This is a genomic window from Jeotgalibaca sp. A122 (genome assembly GCF_052266715.1).
Lineage (GTDB): Bacteria > Bacillota > Bacilli > Lactobacillales > Aerococcaceae > Jeotgalibaca.
The window spans coordinates 62,260-80,157 of sequence record NZ_JBQPRB010000008.1; the positions used below are offsets into that span (position 1 = coordinate 62,260).

A 17,898-nucleotide genomic window follows, 5' to 3' on the forward strand; every position below is an offset into this window, starting at 1 on the left:
TCCTCACACTATTCAATTGAATCATAGAATTCCTTTGCCACTTCAACATACTCGCGCTGATCAACGTCAACGGCCGCGTTCAATTCAATGACCGTTTCTGTATCCAATTCAGCACTGATTTTGTTCAAAATATCGGCTATTTCCGGACTGGCTTCCAAGGCATCATTACGGACAATCGGAGCCAAGTTGTAAGGCGGCCAGAAATTCTTGTCATCCTCCAGGACGGTAAATTCTTCCGTATTGGTCAATTGGCCTTCAGTTGTGTAAGCAGGGGTCACGTCTGCCTCATCGTTCAATAATACCTCATACTTCAAGCTATTGTTATAGACGGTCGAACTTTCCCACTCAAACGGGCCATAAACTTCGGTCAATCCCGGAATACCATCCTCACGCTCATCAAATTCCCCTTGCGATGCGAATCGCAATTCTGAAGCATGCTCCTGCAAATCTGAAATGGTGTAAATGTCCAATTCTTCTGCCACACTTGTCTTGATGACCAACCCTTGGCTATCATTGGCTTCAGCGTAATCTAGCCAGGTGATATCAAACTGCTCGTCATATTCCGCTTTTACGGTGTCATAAACGACTTGGGGATCGGTTTCCATCGGCAATTGCAAAACGGATAATAAGCCCGTTCCGGTGTATTCCGGATACAAATCGACTTCATCATTCACGATTGACGTATGAACGACTGAACTGGCTATTCCTGGCACGCGTTCGACCGTAAAGCCTTCATTTTCCAAAGCCAACGCATAAATCTCGGCCACAATCAAATTCTCGGTAAAGTCCTTCGAGCCGATCCGGACCGTTTCCTCTCCCGAACTGGAACACCCTGCCAAAAAAAATACGGTTAAAAGTAACGCTGCTATCTTACCCTTCATGTTAACGCACACTCCTTCTTATGATTGCATCCAACAACAAACTGGCCGTAAAAGATAGGACAGCAACCGATACGCCACCAACTATCAGTAAATCCAGACGATATAAACCTAATCCCGTGAAGATGAGGGTGCCCAGCCCGCCCGCACCAATGTAGGTGGCCAAGGTCGCACTCGCAATGATTTCCACTAGAGCCAACTTGATACCGTTCATCAAAAATGGAAACGCCAATGGAAATTTCACTTTCCGCCACACTTGCCAATCGGTCATGCCCAAACCCTGACCTGCTTCAATAAAGCTCGCCGGTACCTCCCGAAAACCAACCACAGTATTGATCAAAATCGGTTGAACGCCGAGAAAAACCAATGCAATCAAAGCAGGTTGCCTGCCGACCCCAAGATAAGGAATCAAGATGAACAAGACAGCGAGGCTTGGGATAATACGAACGGCTTGCGCTGAGAAGGTGATGGCGCGGCTGAATTTAACAAAGCGGTAACTAATCAACCCCAAAGTAAATCCAATCAAAGTGGAAATTAAGACAGCCTCCAAGCTTAACCACAGATGTTCGCCCACGTAACCCAAGTATTGCGACCCATTCTCTTGAAAATATTCCATAATTTTCCCAACCAATTGGTACCACCCTCTTTCACACCCACTTTCTTTCATTATAAAGTTGTGATGGAGCGTTTACAAAGGATAAGGTTCGACTTTAAAGTAATAAACACCTCCAATTTGGCTGATGAGTCGTGTCCATACAAAAAATGGTGCAAGCAAACCGAAATTCGCCGACACCATTTTATTTTTCTATTCAAAACTATTGCGGGATTTTCACCACTAATTTGCGGACCTTCACCGGCATGCCGTCAACCATTCCCGCACCACGATGCGGTTCATTTGCGCCCATCACTACGAACTCATTTTCATTTAAAATGAATTTGGCATACGCATGCGGTTCTTCCAGCAACTCCAGGTCGTTGGCTAAATCATAAGGAACCGCTTCTTCATAATTCGTATAAGGGGAAACGTGGATTTCTTCTGTGCCACTGATCACATATTGGATATCCAAATAGTTACGGTGGGATTCAAATTGCCGTTCATTAATATTGCTCGTTTCATATTCCATTACATTGGCGAAGATGCCTTCCCCTATTTCGAAGCGTCCCAATTCCAGTTCCTTCAAGTCAAGAGTCTTCAAAAACGCCAGTACTTGTTGTACCTTTATATAATCTTTTTCGTTGTAGTCCTGCAGTGTCGAATAGAGCATGTCTTTCCTCCTGTTAAATATGTCATTAAGAGAAAGTTTACGCTTTCAAAGACGCTTTAGCAATGATTAAAAATTATTTTTACTCCCCAACCATCCCGTCGCCATCACGGTCATCCATATACGGATACAACCAGTGATCGCTGTAAATCGGCATTGAGAAACCAGCCTCTTTGGCTTCTTTGATGGTGACTTGGCCGTTTCCGTTGGTATCAACTGAAGAAACATCTCCACCTGGCGCTGTTTCTAAAACGGGAACTTCTTCAACGACTGTTTCTGCGGGTACTTCTTCCACTACTTCAACTTCCGGTTCATCCACCCAACTCGATCCGGTCGCATAATCAATATGCACTTGCGGTTGAATATTCGGCACGTAAATATGGAACATCAAATCATTTCCATTATCTTCGATCGACATTCCTTCCATGTATAGACCGGAAGCCAGCATATTATCCCCTTCAAAATAAGGAGTCACACGGTATCTGACATGATTTTCGGTTGTTTCTACGTAGTTCGCGACGAAGTTTTCAAAAGGCAACATTCCTTCTGTATTGAACCAACGTGTCCCCGTCATCAGGTTTCTGTTATTCGCATCCTCGCCTGTTAATTGAAAACCGATCAAATGACTGCGATTATATAGCCAGCCACCGGAAACAACATCGTATTTCGCTTGGTTCCATCCTGTAGGCGTTACGTCGGAAATGTTCCCGCGTTCAGCAGCCGGCATCAATTCAACCCCTAACACCGCATTCGCTACCGTTACACGTCCCAGATGATCCAAAGCGCCATAATCTTCCCATGCTTCCGTGGAACTTAAATCTTCATTCGTAAATAAAGGAACATTCCCATTGACCTCAACATACGTGTTCCCATCTGGAACGGGTGGCGCTGCCGTTTGGATGGCTAGACGCTCAGCTTCAACTTTGGCATCTGCTTCAGCCTGTGCTTTGGATTCAGCTTCTTCTTTGGCTTTTTGTGCCGACTCAGCTTCAGCTTTCGCCTCTTCTTCCGCTTCCGCTTTTTCTTGCTTTTCTGTTTCTTTACTTTCAGACTCTGAACTTTTCGAAGATTCTGCTTGCTCCGAAACAGCCACACTGCTCACTTGGTCGGCTTCAATTTGACTATCGTCACTACAGCCAGAAAGCATGAACAAACTCAATATCATCATAATAATTGAATAATTTCTCAATTTCTTATGTCCAGCATTCATAAATTCTCTTTGTTTCTTAACCACTTAATCTCTCCTTTTTTATAAAATAATATAATAATTTTGTACTATATCCCTCATTTAACATACACGAGAAATTCTTGAGCGTCAAACTGATTTTTCAAAAATGATTAAAACAAGCTAAGAGAACGCCGGATTCCATTGACACTGCGCTTTAAAATTGAGATAGTCATACGAGCTATTATTTTGGAGGTGTTACATGAAAGTTAAAGACATATTTGTTGTAGGTTTTATGTTATTTGCAATGTTTTTTGGAGCTGGTAATTTGATATTCCCGGTTGCGCTGGGATTCCAGAGTGGAGGAAATTATTGGCCTGCCATTCTCGGGTTCATTTTAACGGGTGTTGGCCTGCCGTTAGTTTCCGTCATCGTCGGATCCATCTCGGAAAATGGTTACCGTGATCTATTACATAAAATTCATCCTACCTATTCCGTTGTATTTTTAATCATTATCTACTTAACCATCGGACCATTCTTTGCGATTCCTCGCACGGCCACAACGGCTTATGAAATCGGGGTTGTTCCATTTTTGGGTCAGTCAACCAATCTTGGTTTATTTATCTTTTCCCTTATCTTCTTTTCTGTCGTTCTCATGGTGGCGTTAAGCCCGAACAACTTAGCTGATAACATTGGTAAATACCTGACGCCGACGTTACTCGTGACGATTATACTTTTGATTATTCGTGCTGTTTCAATGTATCGTTCTAACACACCACAACCTCTAGAGATGGAAACACCGTTTGTGGTTGGTTTTACGGAAGGTTACTTAACGATGGACGCCATTGCGGCCATTGCCTTTTCTATTGTTGTTTTGAATGCCATCCGGGGCACGGGTGTTACCGATAAAAAAGAATTGTTTATGGGAACGATCAAGTCATCATTCCTGGCAGTTGTTTTACTTGGTTTCATCTATACGGGCCTTGGATGGGCTGGAAATCAAATGCCTGTTCCGGCTGAAATCCCAGCCAATCAGAACTTGGGAGCATACCTCATTCAAATTATTTCTAATGAAGCATTTGGTAGTTTGGGGATTCTTTTATTGGGAGTCATGGTCTTCTTGGCTTGTTTGACAACAGCCGTTGGGTTAATTGCCGCGGTGAGTGAGTACTTCAATAGCTTGTTGCCAAGCATCTCGTATAAATCATTTGCGTTTATCTTTTCAGGTATTTCTTTTGTTATGGCCAATCAGGGGTTGGACGCTGTTATCCAAGCCAGTGTCCCAGTTCTGGGGATGATCTACCCAGTTGCCATTTCAACGGTTATTTTGATTGCTGTTTCTTATTTTGTCCCTTCATCAAGAATCAGTTTACAGCTGCCTCTAATCATGGTGGCAATCATCAGCGTTTTATCGGTCGCGCATCAGGGTGGTTGGTTGCATCTTCCCATTTTAGAAAAATTACCACTCTATAGCATTAAGTTCGAATGGATTCCGTTGCTCGTAATTGGTTATGTTTTGGGCCAAATCATCGGTTTCAGAAAAAAGAAAGTAACTTACAACTCTTCATTCTATTAAAAAAAGCGATGCCGGCCGGCATCGCTTTTTTAATTTAGTTCATAAATCTTCGCGGACCCTCTCAATTCACCTTGGTAATGAATGACAAGCGGTCCTTCTTCAAAGAATCGGGCTGTCGCAACCGCAGACCCTTCATTCGCAAAAACCTCGATGCTTGAACCGTCAAGGAAAATCTGCAAGTCTGTCAAAGGCTCTTCCAAATAGGTCATGCGGGTTTCACGTTCATTCGTCAGCCAGTTCATTCGTTCCAGAATCAATTTTCTTTCTGAAGCCTGATAGCTTAACTTGGTCGAATCCTTTAGTGAAAATTCAAACGCTGCTTCTTCTTCGAAGCGCATCTCAATTTCATACGCATACTTTTCCGACTTGAATTCCCATGATTCAGAAAGCGTAAAGGAATGGGAATCCTGTCGCAACATCTTTAATTCTTCCACTGGAATCTGTTTTAATTTATTGTCTTCAAACCGTAACTCCCGGGGAATCGTCAAGCCGTGAACCCAGCCTTCCGCTATCGTTGGGATGGCTTGTTCTTTTTCAGATTCCATCACACCCATCCAGGCATAAAGAATTTTTCTGCCATCATCAGCCTGGAACGTTTGCGGTGCATAAAATTCAAAGCCCCAATCCAGTTCCTTCATGTCATCCGTTGTGAATGCGAAGCGTCCCTCTTTGAAGGTAGCGGGAACATACACGGAGTGATAGATGTTTTGGAACTGATGGCCACGCGGTTTAAAACCTTGTGGTGAAATTAAAAACAACCACTGATCATCCAACTCGAAAACATCGGGACACTCCCACATGTAAGCCGTGGATTTTGCATCAACGATTTCTCCTAAAAATTCCCATTCAAGTAAATCATCTGAGGCATACCAAATCGCAGTTCCGCGCAAATCATCTGTTTGAGCGCCTAAAACCAGGAACCACTTTTTTTCTGACTCCGAGAACCAAACTTTGGGATCTCGCACATGCCTTGTATAACCGTCTGGATGAGGAAATAAAGGCCCTTTTTTCTCAAAAGATTCACCGTCTTCAGAAATAGCGTAGCATTGATAACTTCGTTTTGTACCATCGGCTTCGATGACGTTACCGGTATAAAATAAGTATAGAACCCCTTCTTTGACGACGGCTGACCCTGAATAGATACCATCTTTATCGTAGTATTCTGAAGGAGCCAAGGCGATTGCTTTTCTTTCCCAATCAACCATATTATTCGAAACCATGTGTCCCCACGCTTTGTTTTCATGGCTGGTTCCGTATGGGTTTAATTGGTAAAAAACATGATACGCTCCCTTAAATTGAACCAATCCATTCGGGTCATTCAACAGACCCTTTAATGGGGTGATATGGTAACGCAAGGGATATTTTGATTGTTTTACTACTCCATCTAACATATGATAACCCCTAATTTTGTTCTAATACTTCATCTTTGAACCCGAAGAAATACGTTAATAAGAATCCTGTTGCAATAGCGATTAAGTTAACCAGGATGTAAGGAATAAGTTGATTATCCAAGTACAGCAAGATACCAGGAATAACTGTGATTGACATACCTGATCCCGCTAATTGAAGAATATTAGCAACGAAACCACCGACTGCCCCACCAATCAAGCCCATCACGAATGGTTTTCCGTAACGTAAGTTCACACCAAAAATGGCTGGTTCTGTAATGCCCAAAAATGCAGAAAGTGCTGAAGGGAATGCTAAAGCTTTTAGTTTTGCAGATTTTGTTTTCATTCCGACCGCCAACGTTGCGCCACCTTGTGCTGCCATTCCGCTTGTGATGATTGCGTTGAATGGGTTTTCGCCCAAGTTTGTCAATAATTGTACTTCCAGGAAGTTGAAAATGTGGTGAACGCCCGTTACAACTATGACTTGGTTCAAACCACCGATGATAAGACCTGCTAGACCAAATGGTAATTCCAACAACCATTGCGTCGCGTTTAACACCACTGTTTCAAATGAGTGGAATATAGGTCCAATTACCATCAAGGATAAAATACTCATAATAAGTAATGTCACAAACGGTGTAACCAAGAGATCAAACGTTTCGGAAACACTCTTGTGTAGTTTCTTTTCTAATTTCGCACCTAGAATACCAGCGATGAAGGCCGGTAAAACCGTTCCTTGATAACCAACAATTGGAATGAAGTCAATTAACATAATGGGTTGCGCATCTCCTGCAGCAACTGCATAAGCATTTGGCAGCGATGGATTTACTAACATCAAACCTAGAACAATACCAATAACCGGACTACCACCAAAAACTCTAAATGTAGACCATGCAACCAAGGCAGGTAAAAATGCAAAAGCAGTGTCTGTTAAGACTTGTGTATAGAGTAAGAAGTTCTGACTAATAGAATCGGGAGTCAAACCAAATATTTCCAAAATTTGCGGTTGTGTTAATAAGCCACGTAGCCCCATGAATAAACCTGTCGCGACCAATACCGGAATAATTGGGACAAAAACATCACCAAATGTCCGAATCGCACGCTTAAAGAAATTACCTTCCACAACTGCCTGCTTTTGTTCAGATTTCGTTGCTTCTGCAACCCCTAACTGCGCGACTTCATCATAAATTTTATTGACCGTACCCGTACCAAAAATAATTTGGTATTGGCCCGAATTGAAAAATGCGCCTTTTACTTTATCAATGTTCTCGACGCGATCCTTATCAATTAAAGCCTCTTCGTTAACCATCACGCGTAAACGGGTTGCACAATGTGACACACTGCTGATATTTTCTTCACCACCAACCGCAGCAATGACTTCTTTTGCAATTTCTCTGTTCTCCATTCTCTTCTTCCTCCTTTTGTGGGACCGGTCCCACTTTTGTGTAAAAGAAGTAAGGGACCGGTCCCTTACTTCTTTTTCTAGACTCTATCACGAAATGAATACGCTGTCAACATTTTCATATGACACTTTTTCTTTTTAAGTACGTTACCGCGATAGTCGTTTCACGGGCAATGGATTTACCGGCGATTCTTTCAAATAAGTTGAATGCGGCTGTTTCTCCAACTAATTCATGATGGAAATCCATAGTAGTTAAAGGTGGCGTCAAGAATTCACTAAAGGCATACCCACCGAAACCGGCAATCGAAATATCTTTTCCCACTACTAAGCCTAAATCATGTGCTGCGCGATAAAACCCCATTGCCATATTATCAGTGGCGGCGATATAGAGCGTTGAAGTTGATTCTTTTAACAAATCCAAAGCCAAATAATAATTATCTTTTGTCCGAAATGTTGATTCTACTTCGGTAACAGTTATCCCACTCTTCTTAAAAGTTTCAACGACACCTTTTTTTCTTTCAACCCCCACTGATTGATCATGTTCCGATACTCCGACATACGTGACATCTTTATGTCCAAAAGGTAGTAAGTTTTCGGCTAGCGTTTTCCCTGCTAAGTAGTTATCATGATTCACCGAATATACGGAGTCATGGTTTTGTCCGATGAACAAGATTGGTACTGAGAGGGATTCTTGGGCTTCTAAATGTTCAGGGGTAATCTCGGTAGCAATGAGAATAATCCCGGCAACCTTATTCTGGACCAGACTGTAAATACTCTCGATTTCTCTTCCCACTTCCAAGTCGGTATTAGAGATGAGGATTTGAAAGCCATTTGCTCGAGCTGTGCGATCGATACCATCCAACATACTCATCGCAGAAGGTGAATCAATTCTGGGGATGATGACCCCTATGAAATTACTCTTATCCGACTTAAGGGTCCGGGCAAATTTATTGGGGACAAAATTGTATTTATCAATCACGGTTTTAATTTTTTCAGCGGTATCTTCGCTCACGTAGCCATCATTTAAATAACGTGAGACTGTACTTTTAGAAACGCCCGCTTCTTTTGCGATTTGTCTGATTGTAACCATTAATAACACAACCTTTGTAGAGGATTCTCCCTCATATTATCATACTCTACTGGGCAATACGCGGAGAAATTGGATGAAGCGTGAGACATAACTTGAAAGCTTGATAAAAGTTATGTCCAATTTCGAATCGAATTGGACATAACTCAGATAGCGAACCGAAATTATGTCCATTCTGTATAAATTTTGGACATAACTTTACTGCGAAACTAAAGTTATGTCCGAATGTTTGTGTAAATGATAGTTTGTAAATATTCAAAAGAACCCCTGAAGCTGTTTTTTTCAACAACTCTAGGGGTTCTTTATAAATAGTTATTGCGGACTTTCACCGGTTTATGGAATGACAATCGCCCCAAACGAATCCCGGGACCCGCTTAGTTTTTTATCTACGGTTTGGCGACATCTTGTCCATTTAACACGAGAAAATAGTCTACATCTGCTTTCAAGGAATGGGCAACCGGGCAATATTTTTCCGCCCCAATCGTGATGGCGCGCCACACCCTATCGGATGGCACCTCCCCATTTACCACAAATGTTACAGTAATGGCGATAAAAGATTTAGGATGATTGTTTTCTTTTGTTCCTTCCGTAACGATTTCAATGCTATCAACCTGGTCGATATGTGGCTTCAAAATCGCCCTGACATCCATGCCAATACAACCGGCGAGTGCTCCCAACAGTGCCTGCATCGGCAAAACGCCTTGATTTTGTCCCCCGCCCCCCGCATGTGCATCCATTTTAAGTTGATTGCCTTCTCCATTCGTCATCGAAAACACAAATTCTTTTTCCCACTTGGTCGAAACTTTCATCTTGTTGCTTTCCATCTCGATCCCTCGTTTCTTTTGATATGGCTTTGGATTTCTCTTCCCTACAAGTTTAACACTACTTAACCCCCAAATAAAGAAAGCGCTTCAAAAGATATTGATATCTATCTATATCGGAGTATAATGAGGGTATAAAGAAATGTACATTTCACAGATTTTTATGTGATTGTTTTCACTAGCGCCACTGATTTAAAGGAAAGGAGGTCTTCTGATGGACCCGGATTATGCAAGTTATGCAAAAGTATTTAAAGTATTATCAGACGAAACAAGACTACAAATCATGGATATGTTGGGTAATGAAGAGTTGTGTGCCTGTGAATTGCTGGAAGAATTCTCGATTTCACAACCGACCCTTTCCTATCACATGAAACTGTTATGCGAAAGTGGTTTGGTTGATAGCAGGAAAGACGGTAGTATGGTCAAATATACCGTCAATCATGAGTACTTAGATGGCTTGAAGACATTTTTCAAACACCTTTCCAATAAGTTGACTGTCTGAATATTTAGGAGATGCTGACAATGAACATATTTGCTTGGCTGAATGATCAGCTATTCAAAATGGTATGGTTGAATGATTTTATGGGGAAGGTGGTCGAAAATGTTTTTGGCCTGGATACCTCTGAACGTGTGGGAGCCAGTCTGCAATTTTTCCTTTTTGATACCATCAAAATCTTTATTCTTTTATCCGTTTTGATTTTTATGATTTCGTATATCCAAAGCTACTTCCCACCTGAACGCACGAAAAAAATATTGGGACGTTTCAATGGTTTAACAGCCAGTGTTCTAGCTGCTCTGTTGGGTACAGTGACGCCCTTTTGTTCCTGCTCATCGATTCCGCTGTTTATCGGTTTCACGGCTTCAGGTCTACCCCTTGCGGTTACCTTTTCCTTTTTGATTTCTTCCCCGATGGTTGATTTAGCATCCGTTATCCTCCTGGGAAGCATCTTTAATTGGCGGATTGCTATTGCTTACGTCGTTGTTGGCTTGGTACTGGCAGTAGTTGGTGGAACACTGATTGGAAAAGCACACCTGGAAGACCAAGTGGAATCTTTCGTCTACGGTAACCGAAACAGCATTGATTTGCCTGAAAACGAATTAACCACGAGAGACCGGATTAACTTCAGTACGGAGCAAGTTAAAGACATTTTCAGGAAAGTCTGGCTCTATGTCTTGATCGGTGTCGGAATTGGAGCAGCCATCCACAACTGGATTCCCGAATCCTTGATTGCCGCCATCTTAGGCCAAGACAAATGGTACTCAGTATTGGTCGCATCCTTAGTGGGTGTGCCGATGTACGCAGACATATTCGGAACCCTACCGATTGCGGAAGCGTTGGTTGCCAAAAACGTTGGCCTAGGAACAGTTCTTGCCTTCATGATGAGTGTCACAGCCTTGTCGCTACCTTCACTTATTATGTTGAAGCAAGTCGTCAAGCCGAAATTGCTGGGTGTCTTCTTCACCGTTGTCGTTGTCGGTATCATTTTGATTGGCTATGTCTTTAATCTCTTGGCACCACTTTTTATATAAAATTCTTAGGAGGAAATTATAATGGAAATCAAAATTCTAGGCTCAGGCTGCAAAAATTGTGTGAATTTGGCAAAAAACACTGAGGAAGCTTTGAAAACTTTAGGAATGAAGGCTACTATCACCAAAGTGACGGACATGCAGGAAATAGCAGCTTATGGAATCATGCGGACACCTGGCCTTGTAATTGATGAAAAGGTGGTCTCTTACGGCAAAGTGGCGAAGCCAAATGAAATCATCACGATGTTGAAACAGTAAAGTCGCTCAAATCAATAAGCGTTGGACATAACTTTACAACGAACAGGAGTTACGTCCAATCTTTCTGAACTATCAGTTTATCCTCATAACGGAAAAACACCTCCGAGATGGTAACATCTTGAAGGTGTTTATTTTTTATTTGTTTTAGCCTTTTACATTGCGATAAGCGCCAACCCACATAACAGCAACTAAAGCTGAAACGGTCATAAGTGTGATCCAGGAAGCAGCATAATTGCCGGTAAAATCGGCGATTGATGCGGCTACCAAGGATCCTACCGTCATACCTAATTGAAGCGCACTTTGCACATAACCATAGGCTTTAGGGAAATCATCCTTCGAGAAGATGGCTGAAGTGATCAGTGGCGGAGCAACGGTTCCCATTGCATTTCCTAATCCAAACAACACTGCCATAACAATTGCGAAGAAGACATTTCCAGCAAACAACATGACAAAGTAAGACAAAGCCAGCAAGACACTTGCGTATAGGGTACTAATAACAGTACCAAAACGGTCGTTCATGTTCCCCAATAAAATTTTACCCAGGATACCGACTGCTGAGTAAACCGAAACAATCATAGCGCCGGTCGTCGGACCATGCATCCCATACAATACGGGTGGAAACTGACCTAGTCCCCCGTTGTTGGCAATTCCAACAAACATAGCCCCAATCATTAATAATGCGAAATAAGGAGTAATGCCCATTTTGGTTTTTGGTGCTTGGTTAGTAGCTATTTGATCTTCAGAATCACTTACCGATGCGGCAATTTCCGCTGCTCCGTAAGCTCTCAAATTCATCATTTCTGGTTTGGCTTTGAAAATAAATAAAACGATCGGTAAGCAAACAGTCAGCATGATCACACTATAGATTAGATACGTTTGGCGCCAACCTATGGTTATGATCAAGGGAGTCAAAATTTGACTGAATACAACGCCACCGATTCCCAGTCCAGACAAAGCAAGACTCAACGCCAAGCCACGTTTTTTGATGAACCAGTTGTTTATCAACATACTGACGGGAATAATGGTTGAAGTCATGTAGCCGAAACCAACAAATAATGACAACACATAAAAAACATAAATATTTGGTGCTAATCCAAAGCCCATATACGCCAGAGCATAAATTACAATACCGATTGTGTAGACTAATTTGAAATTTCCAGTTGCGAATTTTTGCGAAATAAACGGTGAGAGAAAAATGCCCACACCTAAAACAAGTGAGTTGCTAATTGCAAATTGACTATTGCTGATACCGAATTCTTCCGTTACAGGTGTTTGGAAAAGATTGGCCACCGCTACTGATGCCGGTCCCATGACAGCCAATACAATCGCTGCTCCTAACACTATCCGCCAGCCATAAAAGACTTTACTATTTTTCATACTCTTCACCTCTCTGGATTTTTCCATTGTCAATTATTTAGTATACTGCTCGTTTTATGAAAACTAAACAAGTATATTGACTTATAACCGCGTTAAACTGCAATAATATTGGTAGTATGTCTTTCCTGAAGGCAAAGCCATTTAGATGCTTATCTCTTTAAACCACTCTATAATAGGGTTGAATAGTTGGTTAATTTCTTGTGCGAAATAAAAGTAGGAGATGATAAAAATGGAACATGGAATCGTCATCATCGGAGGTTCCGTTTCTGGTTACAATGTGATTGCGGGGCTTAAGAAAGGCGGTTATCAAGGGAAGATCACCCTTATTAATCAACAAAACTATCTGCCTTATGACGTCTCGACACTTTCAAAAAGCTGGATGTTGGATCAAGAAAATCTGGATCCGCCCCTTTTTAAACAAGCTGACTATTATGCCGATGTCACACTCAAATTAAATACAATCATCACTCAAATAAATCCAGAAGAAAAAACGATCCTGACGCAAGACAATGAAGAAATCCCCTATGATACGTTGGTACTCGCTACTGGCTCCGTCCTTCGTACATTGAATGTACCGGGAAGCGATGCAGCTGGAATCTTTTATTTAAGGGATTTTGAAAAAGCCACCAAAATAAAAGCATGGGCCAAGAAAATTAAAGAACTCGTTATTGTCGGTGCTGGTTTTATTGGTTTGGAAATGGCATCAACATTTTCACAATGGGGATTGCAAGTGACTGTTATTGAACATGCGGACTTTCCTTTAGGTCGCATTTTGGGTGAAGAAGCTTCCCGCTACTTCATGAAGATGCATGAAGAACATGGTGTACGTTTTTTAACCGGTGAAGACTTGGAATCTTTTATTAGTGACGAAGCTGGTAACGTAAGTACCGCAGTAACCGCAAGTGGCCAAAAAATCCCTTGTCAAATGGCCGTCATTGGCGTGGGGGTTACCCCGAACATCACCCTCAGCCATCCAGATTTGAAGGTGGAACGCGGCTATCTGGTTAACAAATACGGCGAAACCACCCTTCCAGATGTCTATGCCGTAGGAGATTGCGTTGTTTGGCCATATCAAAGCCAGCTAATCCATGTCGAACACTGGGAACATGCCCACGACCATGGTAAAGCCGTGGCGCGCAACATTTTGAATCCTCAAAGTTCCCATTATACTGTCCGCCCCTATTTTTGGACCGACCAATATGATCAACATTTTGAATATCTGGGCCATGCGCTCACCTGGGACCGTATCATTACGCGCGGATCTTTGTCCGACCGTCAATTTACACTTGCTTATGTGGATGAAAACAATCTCCCGATCGCTATCTTTTTTGCCAACAACGGGGATAAACGGAAAGACGTCGCGAAATTCATGGATACAAATCAACCGATTGAAGACGAGAAATTCGTTGATATGGATAACAAATTGAATGAAATTTAAAAATTATTCCCAATTCGGAATTTTCTACTTGCATTTACTTTTTGTAAGTGTTAATCTGATTATAGTGTTTCAAACACATACAAATTTTTTATGCCAAAGGAGAAAATTATACATGTCACCATTTACAGAATTAGCTAAAAGCCGTCGTACACAATATGCAATCGGAAACAATACAGAACTTACAAAAGAAGAAATCACAGCGCGCCTGCGTGCAGTAGCAAAAGAAGTTCCTACAGCTTTCAACAGCCAAACGAGTCGTTTAGTTGTCGTATTCGGGGAAGATAACGAAAAACTATGGGGTCATATCCTGGACGTTCAAAAAGACGTTTTACAAGGTGAAATGTGGGATATGATGTCTGGCGTTATGCAAGGAGCTAAAGGTGCAGTTGGTACTGTCTTGTTCTTTGAAGACTTGGATGCTGTAGCAGCAATGCCAGTTCAAGGAGCTCGCGGCGAAGCTTACAAACAAAATAACAACGCAAACTTACAATACGCAACTTGGTTGGCTTTGACTGAACTAGGTCTAGGCGCAAGCTTGCAACATATGAACGTTGGCCACGCAGAAGGATTCGACAAATCAATCCTTGAAATGTTCAACTTGCCAGCTAACTACGAAATGATTGCTCAAATGCCATTCGGTTCAATCGAAGGCGAAGCATTCCCTAAAGAGTACATCGCAGACGAAGTTCGCGTTCAAGTTATCGGTGAATAATTTTTAGCACACTCCCCTCGTTGGGAGTGTTTTTTTGTGATTTGGTCGGCGAAAGCTCACTCGTGTTTCTAAGTGAGCTTTTTCCAAAAATTTAGCTTACTCAGGATAAGATTTTCGAGACGAGTGAGCCTTTTTCAAAAATAAAGCTCACTCGCGATAAAAAAATCGGCTGAGTGAGCTTTTTGCAATCAAAAAGCCTACTCAGATAAATGAGTAGGCTGCTTAATTATTTAGTTAATCCTAAAATCAATTCTTTATAAATATCAAAGAACGCAAGATAGTAATCTTTACGAACGTATTCATCCGTCTTATGCGCCATCTTTGTTTCGCCAGGTCCGTACATCATGAATGGGAAGTTTTCATCCTTGCCACGCAACAGGTTGGATGCATCTGTCACACCAGGTGAGCCTTCTACCTTAATATCCAGATCCAGGTATTTTTTACCAAGTTCTTTCGTCAACTCAACCATGTCTGATTTTCCAGTAGTGAAGACACTCGGTAATGACATCGTTACTTCAACGTTAATTTTTGAACCTTCTTGGTTATATTTCTCAGCTGTTTCTTTGAATAATGCGATGACTTCATCATTATCAAATTCCGCAATCGTACGCACGTTGATTTCCGCCACTGCTTTTTCTGGGACAGAGTTCACTTGGTTACCGGCATTTAAAATGGTTGTACTCATAACCAGTTTGCCAAGAACTTCATTACTGCGTGGATCATTGTTTAACTTTTCGTCCAATTCCAACAAATATTTCATGATTGGATTGATCGCATTGTAGCCGTGGTGTGGCATTGAGCTGTGTGCCGCTTCACCGAGAGATGTAATACGGAAGTTCAAAGAACCTTTGTGCGAATAAATGATTGTTTCTGGAGATGGTTCCGCAACCCATAGGTAATCAACATCGTCCATGTAGCCTTCTTCGTAAAGTTTCTTGGAGCCTGCTCCACCAACCTCTTCACCAGTCGTTGCCATGAAACGAACAGTACCGTTCTTCAATTCATTGTTTTCTTTCAGTTCAATCATGACCAAAGCCAAGTTAACCAAGCCAGCCTTCATGTCATTCGTGCCACGACCGTATAGATTACCGTCACGTTCTGTCATTACAAACGGATCAGACGTCCACTCACTCTCGTCACCCGCCGAAACCACATCCATATGACCGGAAATACCGATTACCGGACTGCCGCTACCAATTTCAGCAACCAGGTTTACACGTGTTTCCGTAACCGGAACGATTTTAGATTCAATACCGTACTCAGCAAATAAGTCTTTCAAATAATTCGCTACTTCTATTTCATTCTCGTTGACTGACTTAATCGCGATTAAATCTGCCAAGATTTTTAATTTTTCTTCTTCTGTAAAGTGTTTCAAATTCTATTCCCCCATGATGTCCTTAATATTATTCCACAAAAAGAACCAAATATTTGATTAACTCTCCTATCAACATATCATACTTAGCACTGTTCTGTCACGGTTTGACATAAATATGAACAACGCGACTATAAATTTATCCAGTAGAGCTGGGTTATCCCCTCACCCTCGACAACTTCGTTTTCCAAAATCCCACCATTATACATAATTGTCTTGGCGGAGCCGATGTTTTCTTTATCACACGTTACCAGTACACGTTCTAAATCAATTTTTCGGCATTCTTCCAGTGCTAATGCCAGCATTTCTTTCGCGTAGCCCTGAAGTCTTTCAGATTTACGAATGCTGTAGCCGATATGCCCTCCGAAATTAAAGAGATAATCGTTGAGTTGTTTTCTGATGTTGATCATACCTACTAGTCGTCCCTCATCTGTCATGGCAAGAAATGTCAGTGCCGGAACTAGTCCCTCAGGTACGGTATCTTCGTTCATGGTATCAGTCACCACTTTTAACCAATTTTCATAGATCGAATAATTATATAACCCGCTTGAGCCATCGATGGTATCTTGGCTTGTTATGAATTCTTCGCGGTATGCCATTACTTTTTGTTTGTGTTCAATTGTTGGTGTTATGAGTTTGATTCTGTCCATATTCTCTCCCCACTTCGGAATTTCATACATTTGAATGTAATTTCTAATTTTAATGTAATTAAGGTTATTATCCGACTTAAATATCAAACCTTCAAATACTTATTTGCCATCACTTTATTTACTCCCTAAAAGTATCTCATATTTTAAATCGAAAAATCATTCATATAAAAATTTTTATTTTTTACTTCTATTTTTATTAACAAATTTGACATAATTATTTTTATAGTTTACCCTGTAATATATAACATCGTTGCTACAAAATAACGTTATTGGAGGGGTTTTCCATGGTAAAGGTTAGAAATTTAGTTTTTATTGGTTTAGTAGGCTTGTTCTTAGGTGCCTGTGGTGATACTGATACCACTAGCGAAACAGATACATCTGAAATAAGAGTTACAGAAGTTTCTTCCCAAGAAAGTAGCGAAGTTGGATCTGTTCAGGAGTCAGAAAACGTGGCGAAAAATGACGAAATAATTGAAGAATCTGAAATTGGTAAATTGACTAGATATGGTGAAGCAAAAGAAGTAAATCAAACTCTCCAAAGCGGTTCGATTAATATTACTATTGAAAAAATTACAAAAGGTCAACTTGAAGTTGCACCTGATTTCGTTGATTTTTTCGATGGCCGAGATAATTTAGCTGTGGTTTCCGTGAAATTTAATGTTGAAAACACGAGTGACGACACTGTTTCAATTTATCCTGACCAATCTACCATCGTTACCAATACTAAGCAGCAAGTAGATGCAGATATGTTCATTTCAGATAGTGTTGGTGGAGATTTTATCGGTCAAGTAGTTAAGAACGGTGATGTACACTTCTTATTTGAAGAAGACGCCAAGAGACTTACAAACTTTAAGCTAGTTGTGGGTGGTGCACATGACGCAGATTTCAACAAACTAAGCGAAGATTTAAATTTTGAATTAGAGTTTTAATTACCATTACACTTACTCCATTAATCAAGCGGTTCGATGAGTAAGGGCCAACATTC

General features: G+C 41.3%; 18 protein-coding genes. 7 read left to right on the plus strand and 11 right to left on the minus strand.

The window, feature by feature from the left end:
* Window positions 1–8 precede the first annotated feature (8 nt).
* From ACTU7M_RS09255 to ACTU7M_RS09270, 4 genes are all read right to left on the minus strand, one after another.
* Window positions 9–881 (minus strand): glycine betaine ABC transporter substrate-binding protein, encoded by an 873-nt coding sequence (locus tag ACTU7M_RS09255; protein ID WP_443474109.1) that lies wholly within the window; start codon window positions 879–881, stop codon window positions 9–11.
* A gap of 1 nt (window position 882) precedes the next feature.
* On the minus strand, window positions 883–1,509 hold the full coding sequence (locus tag ACTU7M_RS09260) for an ABC transporter permease (protein WP_443474110.1): 627 nt from the start codon (window positions 1,507–1,509) through the stop codon (window positions 883–885).
* Window positions 1,510–1,693: 184 nt separating this feature from the next.
* A complete protein-coding gene (locus ACTU7M_RS09265; RefSeq protein ID WP_443474111.1) occupies window positions 1,694–2,143 on the minus strand; it encodes a YhcH/YjgK/YiaL family protein in 450 nt (149 codons plus the stop codon).
* A gap of 79 nt (window positions 2,144–2,222) precedes the next feature.
* Window positions 2,223–3,374, minus strand: coding sequence for a DNA/RNA non-specific endonuclease (locus ACTU7M_RS09270; RefSeq protein ID WP_443474112.1), 1,152 nt, complete (start codon window positions 3,372–3,374; stop codon window positions 2,223–2,225).
* Window positions 3,375–3,567: 193 nt separating this feature from the next.
* Here ACTU7M_RS09270 and brnQ point away from each other — a divergent pair, with 193 nt between their 5' ends.
* Entirely contained in the window at window positions 3,568–4,881 is a 1,314-nt protein-coding gene (gene brnQ / locus ACTU7M_RS09275) for a branched-chain amino acid transport system II carrier protein (protein WP_443474113.1), read from the plus strand.
* A 29-nt stretch (window positions 4,882–4,910) separates the two neighbouring features.
* Here the strand turns inward: brnQ and ACTU7M_RS09280 are convergent, their stop codons facing one another.
* The 4 genes from ACTU7M_RS09280 to ACTU7M_RS09295 all read right to left on the minus strand — a co-directional run bounded on the left by ACTU7M_RS09280 (window position 4,911) and on the right by ACTU7M_RS09295 (window position 9,582).
* Window positions 4,911–6,272, minus strand: coding sequence for a glycoside hydrolase family 32 protein (locus tag ACTU7M_RS09280; RefSeq protein WP_443474114.1), 1,362 nt, complete (start codon window positions 6,270–6,272; stop codon window positions 4,911–4,913).
* A gap of 10 nt (window positions 6,273–6,282) precedes the next feature.
* Window positions 6,283–7,674, minus strand: a complete 1,392-nt coding sequence (locus tag ACTU7M_RS09285; RefSeq protein ID WP_443474115.1) for a sucrose-specific PTS transporter subunit IIBC — start codon at window positions 7,672–7,674, stop codon at window positions 6,283–6,285.
* A gap of 115 nt (window positions 7,675–7,789) precedes the next feature.
* Window positions 7,790–8,761 (minus strand): LacI family DNA-binding transcriptional regulator, encoded by a 972-nt coding sequence (locus tag ACTU7M_RS09290; protein ID WP_443474116.1) that lies wholly within the window; start codon window positions 8,759–8,761, stop codon window positions 7,790–7,792.
* A gap of 383 nt (window positions 8,762–9,144) precedes the next feature.
* A complete protein-coding gene (locus ACTU7M_RS09295; RefSeq protein WP_443474117.1) occupies window positions 9,145–9,582 on the minus strand; it encodes an OsmC family protein in 438 nt (145 codons plus the stop codon).
* A gap of 211 nt (window positions 9,583–9,793) precedes the next feature.
* On the opposite strand from ACTU7M_RS09295, the gene ACTU7M_RS09300 reads away from it, so the two are divergent.
* Genes ACTU7M_RS09300 through ACTU7M_RS09310 form a run of 3 tightly spaced genes read left to right on the plus strand, consistent with a single transcriptional unit; the run spans window position 9,794 to window position 11,364 of the window.
* On the plus strand, window positions 9,794–10,081 hold the full coding sequence (locus ACTU7M_RS09300; RefSeq protein WP_443474118.1) for an ArsR/SmtB family transcription factor: 288 nt from the start codon (window positions 9,794–9,796) through the stop codon (window positions 10,079–10,081).
* A gap of 26 nt (window positions 10,082–10,107) precedes the next feature.
* Window positions 10,108–11,109, plus strand: a complete 1,002-nt coding sequence (locus ACTU7M_RS09305; RefSeq protein ID WP_443474137.1) for a permease — start codon at window positions 10,108–10,110, stop codon at window positions 11,107–11,109.
* A 21-nt stretch (window positions 11,110–11,130) separates the two neighbouring features.
* The gene (locus ACTU7M_RS09310; RefSeq protein ID WP_443474119.1) at window positions 11,131–11,364 is read left to right on the plus strand and encodes a thioredoxin family protein; all 234 of its coding nucleotides are present in this window, start codon (window positions 11,131–11,133) and stop codon (window positions 11,362–11,364) included.
* A gap of 144 nt (window positions 11,365–11,508) precedes the next feature.
* On the opposite strand, the gene ACTU7M_RS09315 is transcribed toward ACTU7M_RS09310, so the two are convergent.
* Complete coding sequence (locus tag ACTU7M_RS09315) at window positions 11,509–12,741, minus strand: MFS transporter (RefSeq protein WP_443474120.1); 1,233 nt, start codon at window positions 12,739–12,741, stop codon at window positions 11,509–11,511.
* A 229-nt stretch (window positions 12,742–12,970) separates the two neighbouring features.
* On the opposite strand from ACTU7M_RS09315, the gene ACTU7M_RS09320 reads away from it, so the two are divergent.
* Together ACTU7M_RS09320 and ACTU7M_RS09325 are read left to right on the plus strand one after the other, a co-directional pair.
* Entirely contained in the window at window positions 12,971–14,179 is a 1,209-nt protein-coding gene (locus ACTU7M_RS09320; RefSeq protein WP_443474121.1) for an NAD(P)/FAD-dependent oxidoreductase, read from the plus strand.
* 112 nt (window positions 14,180–14,291) lie between these two features.
* The gene (locus tag ACTU7M_RS09325; RefSeq protein ID WP_443474122.1) at window positions 14,292–14,891 is read left to right on the plus strand and encodes a nitroreductase family protein; all 600 of its coding nucleotides are present in this window, start codon (window positions 14,292–14,294) and stop codon (window positions 14,889–14,891) included.
* A 226-nt stretch (window positions 14,892–15,117) separates the two neighbouring features.
* Here ACTU7M_RS09325 and ACTU7M_RS09330 read toward each other — a convergent pair whose 3' ends face one another.
* Window positions 15,118–16,266: an ArgE/DapE family deacylase gene (locus tag ACTU7M_RS09330; protein ID WP_443474123.1), complete on the minus strand. Its 1,149-nt coding sequence runs from the start codon at window positions 16,264–16,266 to the stop codon at window positions 15,118–15,120.
* A gap of 128 nt (window positions 16,267–16,394) precedes the next feature.
* Entirely contained in the window at window positions 16,395–16,913 is a 519-nt protein-coding gene (locus tag ACTU7M_RS09335) for a GNAT family N-acetyltransferase (RefSeq protein WP_443474124.1), read from the minus strand.
* A gap of 284 nt (window positions 16,914–17,197) precedes the next feature.
* On the opposite strand from ACTU7M_RS09335, the gene ACTU7M_RS09340 reads away from it, so the two are divergent.
* Window positions 17,198–17,842: a hypothetical protein gene (locus ACTU7M_RS09340; RefSeq protein WP_443474125.1), complete on the plus strand. Its 645-nt coding sequence runs from the start codon at window positions 17,198–17,200 to the stop codon at window positions 17,840–17,842.
* Window positions 17,843–17,898: the final 56 nt, after the last annotated feature.